The following is a 9878-nucleotide window of genomic DNA, read 5'->3' as shown; positions in this document are numbered from 1 at the left end:
AGCTGGCCAAAACATTGGCCAAAATTTAACTTGCCACCTCAAGACTTCGAAACCGAATGGCGCAAGTGGCAGGCCGACCCCGACATTTACACGCCCCCCGATCCGCCCAAACCCGATGCCTGAAGCCACCATTCACCAAACCCCACCCCCTCTGCCCTATCGTCGGCCCAGATACCCTACACCTCCCCCGAAAATTGGGGCATAAGGCGGGCGACGACTCAGAGGTTCGAGGACAAGACCCATGCACGATATCCGCGCGATCCGTGAAAACCCCGCCCAGTTTGACGCCGCCATGGCCCGCCGGGGGGTCGAGGGGGCCTCAACCCCCATTCTTGAGCTGGACGAGGCGCGGCGCGCCAAGATTTTGGCCGCAGAGACCGCGCAGGCCGAGCAAAACAAGGCCTCCAAGGAGGTGGGTGCCGCCAAGGCCAAGGGCGACGAGGCGGAGTTTGAGCGGCTGCGCGCGCTGGTCGGTGAGAAGAAGGCCGAGGTGGCGGCGATGCAGGCTGAGGCCAAGGAATTGGACCAGAAGCTGACCGATATGCTGATGGGTCTGCCGAACCTGCCGATGGATGATATCCCCGATGGCGAGGATGAGGGTGACAACGTGGAGCTGCACCGCTGGGGCACGCCCAAGGTGTTCGATTTCACCCCGAAGGAGCATTTTGAGCTTGAGGGCGTGGTGCCGGGGATGGATTTTGAACTGGCCGCGAAGCTGTCGGGCTCGCGCTTTGTGGTGCTCAAGGGCGCGGTGGCGCGAATTCACCGGGCCTTGGCGCAGTTCATGATCGACACGCATGTTGAGGAAAATGGGCTGGCCGAGACGTGGACGCCGGTGCTGGTGCGTGATGACATGATGTATGGCACCGGGCAGTTGCCGAAGTTTGGCGAGGATAGCTATCAGACGACCAATGGCTGGTGGCTGGTGCCGACGGCGGAGGTGCCACTGACCAATATCGTCAACGGCGAGGTGGTGGAGGAAGCCAGCCTGCCACAGCGTTACGTCGCGCATACGCAGTGCTTCCGCTCGGAAGCCGGCAGTGCGGGCAAGGACACCGCAGGCATGCTGCGCCAGCACCAGTTTGAGAAGGTCGAGATGGTCTCGATCACCCACCCCGATCACAGCCGCGATGAGCTGGACCGGATGACCGACTGCGCGCAGGGGATTTTGGAACGCTTGGGCCTGCCCTATCGGACCATCGTTCTGTGTACCGGCGACATGGGGTTCGGCGCGCGGCGCACCCATGACATCGAGGTTTGGTTGCCCGGGCAGGATACCTACCGCGAGATTTCCTCGGTTTCCGTCTGCGGGGATTTTCAGGCCCGCCGGATGAATGGCCGGTTCAAGCCCGAGGGCGGCGGCAAGCCACAGTTCGTGCATACGCTCAATGGCTCGGGCCTTGCGGTGGGCCGCTGCCTGATTGCGGTGCTGGAGAACGGACAGCAGGCCGATGGCTCGGTCACCCTGCCCGAGGTGCTGCACCCTTACCTGCGCGGCAAGACCAAGCTGACCGCCGAAGGGGATCTGGCGTAACGCCCCCCTTCTTCTGGCCCAAAATATCCTGGGGTGAGGCCAAAGGCCGAGGGGCAAAGCCCCTTGCCCCGCCTATTCAGCGGGCAGCGCGCCGGGTATGGTGCGCGATTTGGGAAAGGGGACCAAGCGCCCCTCCTCTTCATCCCAGAGCTTCAAACGAAACGAGCGCAGCGCCTCGGGCCAGCGAATGGGCTGGTGCGGGCGCAGTTCTTCGGGCAGCGCCTTTTGACAGGCGCGCAGCCGGTAGGAGGGGATACCGGGGTTGAAATGGTGCAGGTCGTGATAGGCGATATTGCCGGTGCCAAGGTCCCAAAGCCAGCCAAGGTCGAGCGAGCTTGACCCTTCAAGCGTGGCCTTTTGGAAATCCAGATCGGGTTTGCGGTCCCAGTATGTCTCCTCGAAATTATGTTGCAGGTAAACGAGGAAGACGCCGATCGCCCCGGCCAGAACCGCACTGGCCGCCCAGATAGCCAAGCCCGCCGCGCCAAGCGCCCACCAGATCGTCGTGACATAGGCCAGAACCGCAATGTTATGGGCCACAACGCCCAGCGCACCGACCCTGCGGGTATTCATCGGCCAGCGGTAGGCGATGAAATAGGCATAAATCCCGCCAAGCCCCAGCATTAGCACCGGGTTGCGATAGAGCCTGTACCACAGCCGCCGTCGCAATGGTGCCGACTGCCATTCGGCAAGGGTCATGGTGTAAACCTCGGTCGTTTCGCGGTGGTCGAGGTTGCCAAGGTAGGCGTGGTGCAGGTTGTGATTGTACTGCATCACCCGATAGGGCGTCAGCGACGGCAGCGACAGAAGGTGCCCTGCCCAATCGTTCAAGCGACGGGTGGCAAACAGGGAGTAATGTCCGCAGTCATGTTGCAAAACGTATAGCCGCACCGAGGCGAAGGCGAGCACCACGACCATCGGTACAGCGATCAAGGGATTGGCCGCATGCGCCCACCCTATCCATAGCGCGGTGATATAGACCGCGAAGGTGGCCAGCAGCGACAGCGCGCCCAAAACATCGCTTTTGCGGGCGTAGTGGCGAGTATGAATCTTGATCTCATCGGCGGTCATGGCATGCCTCTTGCAATTGGAAACCATGGGACAGGCCCTTCAATACATCGGCCTAACACATCAGATGTGTCGCTTTGACGACGGGGCAAGACCCGCATAGCGGGAATCTAGCCCCATTGGCATTGACCACTGGCAAGGCGCGCCCCAAATCTTGGGAATGGAACGCATGAAAGCCATCTTCGTGGTGACCGCCGCCATGGCCTTCGCCCTGTCACCCTTGGTCACGGATGGGTTTGCCGGGTTTCGGCCCGATCAATTCCCGATTCCGCAGGTTGACCCGCCGGTACAACCCGCAGGCTATGCTTTTGCCATTTGGGGAGTGATCTACCTTTGGCTTTTTGCGGGTGCGGTGTTTGGCCTGCTCAAACGCGCCGAGGCACAGGGCTGGGACGCCATGCGCTGGCCGCTGATCGTCAGTCTCGTTGTCGGCGCGGCCTGGATCCCGGTGGCACAGATGTCGCCGCTTTGGGCGACGGTGTTGATCTGGGTGATGCTGGTCACGGCGCTTTGGGCGCTGTTGAGCGCGGGTGCGGGCGACAGGGTTTGGCTACGCACGCCGATTGCGCTTTATGCTGGGTGGCTGACGGCGGCCTCCTGCGTGGCCTTGGGCCTGATGCTGGCCGGACACGGTGTGGTGAGTGAGCGTTTGGCGGCCTTGGCAATGATCGTTCTGGCGCTGGTGATAGGCTTGGTCGTCATGGCCCTACGCGGTGATACGCCCGAGTATGCGGGCGCGGTGATCTGGGCGCTGATCGGCGTGGTGGTGGCCAATCTTGGACCAGCGAACTGGGCGGTCATCGCGCTTAGTACCGCAGGCATTGTGATGTTGGGCTTCAGCGCTTGGCAGGCCCATGCAGGCCTTTCGCGCGCAGAAGGCCTGAACAGGCCTGATAAGCGCTAACCCTGTGCACCACCGCGTCCGTGGATGTGCTTGCGCAGCTTTGACGGCCCGGCTTTCTTCTTGTTCTTGTAGGGGTTCTTGGAGGATTGCGAGCGCATGTGAAGCCGAATGGGCGTACCCGGCATGTCGAAATCTTCCCGCAAGCCATTGACCAGATACCGCGAATAGCTTTCCGGCAGCTTGTCGGGGTGGGAACACATCACCACGAACCCCGGGGGCCGGGTTTTGGCTTGGGTCATATAGCGCAGCTTGATCCGCCGCCCGCCGGGGGCGGGGGGCGGGTGCGCTTCGACCATGCCGGTTAGCCAGCGGTTCAGTTGCGCGGTGGAAATCCGGGTGTTCCAGACATCATGGGCCTTTTCGACAGCGGCGCGCAACCGGTCCAGCCCCTTGCCCGTTTTGGCCGAGACGGTGACCAAGGGCGCGCCGCGCAGTTGCGGCAAAAGGCGCTCAAAGGCCTCCCGCAGGTCGCGCAGTTTTTGTTGTTTATCGGTCTCGACATCCCATTTGTTGACCGCCAGCACCACGGCACGGCCTTCGCGTTCGGCCAGATCGGCGATGCGCAGGTCTTGTTGCTCAAACGGGATGGCGGCATCGAGCAGGACTACCACCACTTCGGCGAACTTAACCGCCCGCAATCCGTCGGCCACCGACAGTTTTTCCACCTTGTCCTGCACCTTGGCGCGCTTGCGCATCCCGGCGGTGTCGAAAATGCGGGTCGGCATCCCCTCCCAATCCAGCGTGAGCGAAATCGAGTCGCGGGTGATCCCGGCCTCGGGTCCGGTGAGCAGGCGGTCTTCGCCCAATATCTTGTTGATCAGCGTCGATTTGCCCGCGTTGGGGCGGCCGATCACGGCCACTTGCAGGGGCTTGTCCATGGTCGGTTTGGTGGGTGCGTCCGGGTCAACCTCGCCCTCTTCGTCGACGTCGACCTCGACTTGCGGTGCATCGGCCTCGGCCCGGGCCTCGAAACCTTCGGCCACCGGGGCCAGCAGCGAATAAAGTTCGTTCAACCCTTCACCGTGTTCGGCGCTGAGACGGACCGGTTCGCCCAACCCCAGACCGTAGGACTCGTAAACGCCAGCATCGGCGGCGCTGCCCTCGGCCTTGTTGGCCGCCAAGATCACATGATCGGCGCGGCGGCGCAGGATATCGGCGAAGACCTCGTCACTGGGTGTCACGCCGGCACGGGCGTCGATGATGAAGAGGCAAATATCGGCCATGTCCACCGCACGCTCGGTCAGGCGCCGCATGCGGCCCTGAAGCGAGTCGTCGGTGGCTTCTTCCAGCCCGGCGGTGTCGATCACCGTAAAACGCAGATCGCCCAGCCGCGCCTCGCCTTCGCGCAGGTCGCGGGTGACGCCGGGCTGGTCGTCGACCAAGGCGAGGCGTTTGCCGACAAGGCGGTTGAACAGCGTGGATTTGCCCACGTTCGGGCGGCCCACGATGGCAAGGGTGAAACTCATGGTTCAGGCTCCGGAGCGGATCAAGCCGCCCTGTTACAGCATCGGCGCGTCAACGGAAAGCGTGCAATTGTCCGTTTTTCGAGACGACATAGAGCGTCTGCCCGGCCACGACCGGGTTGGAGGTGGCCCCGCCCGGCAGGTCGATTGCGCGGCGCAGGGCCCCCGATTGCGGATCGAAGAAGCGCAGTTTTTCGTCCGAAGAGGCCACGATCAGTTGCCCGCCCGCGATGACCGGCCCGTGGTGGGCGAAAATCTGGCTTTGGCGGCGCACCCGCTTCTTGGTGAAGAACGGCAGGGTTTTGCCCCAGATTCGGCTGCCATCCTCAGCCGAGAGGCGCAAAAGCTCGTTGCGGTCCGAGACCATGAAGATTGACCCACCCGCAGGCCAAACGCGGTTGAGCGGGCCATCGTTGGCTGTCCAGAGGCGTTCACCATTGGCTATATTGAGGGCGACGGTGCGCCCCGAGTGATTGCCGACATAGAGCGTTTCACCGACAACGACCGGTGCGCCGGTGATATCGTCGATCAGCGCGCTGGAGTATCCATCGCGCGCGCCCGCAACCTGGGCGTCCCAAAGGCGCAGCCCGCCTTTGCGGAATGCACCCTGTAGTTCGCCTGCGCCAAAGGCGAAGACGGCATATTTGTCGGTGACCGCGGGGGCCGGCCCGCCGAGCACGTTGTTGATGTCGGGTGTTGCCGAAAGGCGCCAGTCGATGCGGCCGGTCTCGCTGTCGATCGCCCAAGCAACTTCGTCGCCCGCCACGAGGTAAACGCGGCCACCGCTGACCGCGGGGTCGCCGGTGGAGGTTGCATCGAGGTCTTGCTGCCAGATTTGGCCGCCGGTGGCCGGGTCAAGCGCGGTGAGCAAACCGAAGCCCGAGGTGACAAAGAGCTTGCCATCGCCATAGGCCAGACCACCGCCGGACGCATCCGAGGAATTGTCGTTGGGTGGGGTGAGATCGGTTGTCCAAAGCAGCTCGCCGGCCGTGCTGACCGCAGTCACCTGAGCTTTCGAATCGAGGGTGAAGATGCGCCCGCCCGCCACGACCGGGTCGGCTGTGATGCGGGTGCGGCGGCCATCGCCCGAGCCGATGTTAACCGACCAGATACGCTGTGGCGCGGCACGTAGCGCGGGATGCTCGATGCGGGTTGCAGGTGTTCCGATGGATTGGGTCCAATCGGCGTTCGCGCGGGTCGCTGGCAGGGTGAGCGGCAGGTTCCGGTTTTCCGTGTCGGTATCGGCGACGGGCGTGTTCTCGCTCAGGATCGAGCGGATGTTTTCACGCTCGCCTTGCAGGATCACTTCGGGTTTATCACAGGCCGTGAGAACCATAGTCGCGGCAAGCCCCAGAAAGAATGCTGTCGATTTCAACGCTCTCGCCCCCGTTTCGAACAATTCACGCGCGGCCAAAACTGGCCTGCGGGTGGTTTTTAGCCTTCGCTGTCGCCCTGGCCTTCGCCGGATGGTCCGGTTTCGGGCATCTCTCCACCGAGAGCTACAATCACTTGTGACACGCGCCGACGCAAGCCTGCTGTTGCTTGTGCGTCCTGCGCCACCTGCGTCAGGCGATCAATCGCGGCATCGGTTTCGCCGGTTTCAATCTCGATCATGGCCAGCTGTTCTTCGGCCAACAGCCGGACAAGCCCTCCAGACAAGGCCAGACCATCCAGCCGCGCGCGGCGGTCTTCGACCGAAAGGCCCGAGCCGGGCAGCGCAACGGCCTTGAGCGTGGCCAGTTGCCGATAGACCGGTTCGATGCCTTCGCGGTCGGCCACGGCCAGAAGGCGGCTGGCGGCGTCTTCGGCGTTTTGTGTTCCGAGTTCGGCGGCGGCCAGAAGGTCAACCACGGCCTGCCCCCCGGCATCGGGCGCGTCGATGGCGGCCAGCGCCTCGGCGCGGGCGTCGCGTTCGGGCAGTTCCAGTGCCGTTTTGATCGTGTCGCCGAAATCCTGTGCAGCGGTCTGGTCTTGCGCCTTGCGCCATTCGTTCCAGGCCGCGCCGCCAACAATCAGCACCACGGCCAAGGCCGCGATCCAGCCATAGCGTTTCATCAGCGCGAACAGGCGGTCGCGCCGGACCTCTTCGGTCACTTCGTCGATAAAGCTGTCTGTATCGCTCACGCGTGCCCCCCTTACGGCTGTCGCCCCCTCTTATCGCGAAGCCCCGCCCCTGCCAAGGGGCAGCCGCCTCAACATTGCAGGCGCACAGATTCGCGTGCAGAACTGCACGAAACCCTTACTTGAAGCGATCGCAAGAAAGGTTTAATCTAAACCAGACAGTTTAGCGTATATCGTGCAATCGGGCCGCGCTTCACCTCGGGTGGCCCGATTCTGTACGTGCGGAAGGTTTGAAAGATGAGACTTTTTCCGATTATCGCCGCAGTGGCCGTCATGGCGCTGATTTACGGCTTTGTTTTCGAGCGTGAGCGGATTGCCGCGCTGATGGGCAGCGAAGAGCCCGCGCAAGCCGAGGCGAGCGATGAAACCGGCCCCGAGGCGCCGCCGGAATACGAATCCGTCGGCGTGGTGGCGATCAAATCGCAGGCGCGCGAAATCGACAGCGCCGTGGTGTTGCGCGGTCAGACCGAAGCCTTCCGTCAGGTGGAATTGCGGGCCGAAACCTCGGGTCAGGTCAATTCCGAGCCTTTGCGCAAAGGCACAATGGTGGATGAGGGCCAAGTCCTGTGTCGGCTCGATCCGGGTACGCGCCAGGCGACACTTGCCGAAGCGCAGGCGCGTTTGGCTGAGGCGCAAGCCCGTGTCCCGGAGGCGCGGGCGCGTCTTGCAGAGGCCCAATCACGGCTGGAAGAAGCGCAGATCAACGACCGCGCCGCGCAGGCGCTGTCTCAGGATGGGTTTGCCTCGGAGACGCGGGTGGCCTCGACCAAGGCAGCGGTGAGTTCTGCGGAGGCCGCAGTGGAATCGGCGCGATCGGGTCTGGCCACCACCCGCAGTTCCATTCAATCCGCCGAAGCGGCCGTAGCGGCGGCGGAAAAGGAGATCGAACGGCTGACCATTTCGGCGCCTTTCGCAGGGCTCTTGGAGACCGACACCGCCGAGTTGGGCAGTCTTTTGCAACCGGGCGGTCTTTGCGCCACGGTGATTCAACTTGATCCCGTGATGCTGGTCGGTTTCGTGCCGGAAACTGAAGTTGAGCGGGTGAAGACAGGCGCATTGGCAGTGGCCGATCTGGCCTCGGGTGGGCGCGTGGAAGGCGAAGTCGTCTTCCTGTCGCGCAAAGCGGACCCCACGACGCGTACCTTCCGCGTGGATATCCGGGTTCCGAATCCTGATCTGAACCTGAGGGACGGCCAGACCGCCGAGATCACCATCGCGGCCGACGGCACCAAGGCGCATCTGTTGCCGCAATCAGCGCTGACCCTGAACGACGAAGGCACATTGGGTGTCCGCCTGGTGCGGGATGACAAGAGTGCGGGCTTTCAACCGGTGACTTTGCTGCGCGACAACCCAAACGGCGTGTGGCTTGCCGGGTTGCCAGAGCAGGCCAATGTCATCGTGATCGGGCAGGAATACGTGACCGACGGGGTCAAGGTTGACCCAACCTATCGGGAGCTTGGCCAATGACCGGCATTGTCGATTGGGCCGCTGCCCGTGCGCGGATGGTCATTGCCTTTATCGTGCTGTCCATTCTCGCGGGGAGCCTTGCCTATGTCAGCTTGCCGAAAGAAGGCGAGCCTGACATCGAGATTCCGGCGCTTTTCGTGTCGACCCAGTTTCCCGGCATCTCTGCCGAAGACAGCGAGAAACTGTTGGTCAAGGTCATGGAGACCGAGCTTTCGGACCTGGATGGTTTGAAGGAAATGACCGGGACGGCAGCGGAAAACTATGCCGGTGTGGCGCTTGAGTTCGAATTCGGCTGGGACAAGACCAAGATCATGGCCGATGTCCGCGACGCGATGAACGCGGCCGAGGCGAAGTTTCCCGAAGGGGCCGAGAAATACTCGATCAACGAGATCAATTTCAGCGAATTCCCGATCATCATCGTGAACCTCACGGGGGCCGTGCCGGAACGCACCATGGCGCGTTTGGCCAAGGATCTACAGGACAGGCTGGAGGGGCTTGAGCCGGTTCTGGAGGCAGGCATCGCGGGCAATCGCGATGAGATGGTCGAGGTGGTGATCGATCCGTTGCGGCTTGAGGCCTACAATGTGACGGCCGTGGAACTGATTAACGTCGTGCAGAACAACAATCAGTTGATCGCGGCGGGTGAAGTTGAAACCGAAAGCGGTGCGTTTTCGGTCAAGATTCCATCGTCCTTTGACGAGACCCGCGATATTTACGATCTGCCGGTGAAAACCAATGGTGACCGGGTGGTCACATTGGGCGATCTGGCACGGATCAACCTGACCTTCGAGGATCGCAAGGGCACCGCCCGGTTCAATGACAAGAACACCGTGGCGCTTCAGGTGGTGAAGCGCAAAGGCTTCAACATCATCGAGACCGCCGATCTGGTGCGCGAAACCGTGGCCGAAGCCGAGGCCGAATGGCCCGACAAGCTGCGGGCGGCGGTGGAGGTTGGCACCTCGAACGACCAGTCGCGCACCGTGGCCTCGATGGTCAGCCAGCTGGAAGGCTCGGTTCTGACCGCGATTGCGCTTGTGATGGTCGTGACGCTGGCAGCCCTTGGTATCCGCCCTGCCCTTCTGGTGGGTTTTGCGATCCCCACCTCGTTCCTTTTGTGCTTTGCGCTTTTGGCGCTGATGGGCGTGGCGGTGTCGAACATCGTGATGTTCGGGTTGATTTTGGCCGTGGGCATGTTGGTGGACGGGGCCATCGTGGTGGTTGAATACGCCGACAAACGGATTTCCGAGGGCGAAGGCCCGATGCATGCCTATGTCGCCTCGGCCAAGCGGATGTTCTGGCCGGTGGTCAGCTCGACCGCGAC

The 9878-nt window shown here is 62.6% G+C and carries 8 protein-coding genes; 4 read left to right on the top strand and 4 right to left on the bottom strand.

What is annotated here, in order from left to right; all coding sequences use genetic code 11:
• The first annotated feature begins 241 nt into the window (after positions 1-241).
• Positions 242-1534, top strand: a complete 1293-nt coding sequence (gene serS / locus QZ498_RS16735; protein ID WP_294624304.1) for a serine--tRNA ligase — start codon at positions 242-244, stop codon at positions 1532-1534.
• A gap of 72 nt (positions 1535-1606) precedes the next feature.
• On the opposite strand, the gene QZ498_RS16730 is transcribed toward serS, so the two are convergent.
• Positions 1607-2605: a fatty acid desaturase gene (locus tag QZ498_RS16730; RefSeq protein WP_294624302.1), complete on the bottom strand. Its 999-nt coding sequence runs from the start codon at positions 2603-2605 to the stop codon at positions 1607-1609.
• A 166-nt stretch (positions 2606-2771) separates the two neighbouring features.
• Between QZ498_RS16730 and QZ498_RS16725 the strand changes: the two genes are divergently transcribed.
• Positions 2772-3506, top strand: coding sequence for a hypothetical protein (locus tag QZ498_RS16725; protein WP_294624300.1), 735 nt, complete (start codon positions 2772-2774; stop codon positions 3504-3506).
• Here QZ498_RS16725 and der read toward each other — a convergent pair.
• From der to QZ498_RS16710, 3 genes are all read right to left on the bottom strand, one after another.
• On the bottom strand, positions 3503-4972 hold the full coding sequence (gene der / locus QZ498_RS16720; RefSeq protein WP_294624298.1) for a ribosome biogenesis GTPase Der: 1470 nt from the start codon (positions 4970-4972) through the stop codon (positions 3503-3505). The two genes, QZ498_RS16725 and der, sit on opposite strands and share 4 nt — an antisense overlap.
• Positions 4973-5021: 49 nt before the next feature.
• Entirely contained in the window at positions 5022-6305 is a 1284-nt protein-coding gene (locus QZ498_RS16715; protein WP_294624306.1) for a PQQ-binding-like beta-propeller repeat protein, read from the bottom strand.
• A 98-nt stretch (positions 6306-6403) separates the two neighbouring features.
• Positions 6404-7093 carry a hypothetical protein gene (locus QZ498_RS16710; RefSeq protein ID WP_294624296.1) on the bottom strand — a complete coding sequence of 230 codons (690 nt, stop codon included), beginning with the start codon at positions 7091-7093 and terminating at the stop codon, positions 6404-6406.
• 234 nt (positions 7094-7327) lie between these two features.
• Between QZ498_RS16710 and QZ498_RS16705 the strand changes: the two genes are divergently transcribed.
• Positions 7328-8557, top strand: a complete 1230-nt coding sequence (locus QZ498_RS16705; protein ID WP_294624294.1) for an efflux RND transporter periplasmic adaptor subunit — start codon at positions 7328-7330, stop codon at positions 8555-8557.
• Positions 8554-9878, top strand: a 1325-nt coding sequence (locus QZ498_RS16700; protein ID WP_294624293.1) for an efflux RND transporter permease subunit, incomplete at its 3' end; no start/stop codon positions are given. The genes QZ498_RS16705 and QZ498_RS16700, both read left to right, overlap by 4 nt.

Origin of the sequence: uncultured Roseovarius sp. (assembly GCF_913057115.1) — a bacterium.
Lineage (GTDB): Bacteria > Pseudomonadota > Alphaproteobacteria > Rhodobacterales > Rhodobacteraceae > Roseovarius.
The sequence above is the reverse complement of the archived record's forward strand: the minus strand, read 5'-3'. Positions and strand labels throughout refer to the sequence as shown.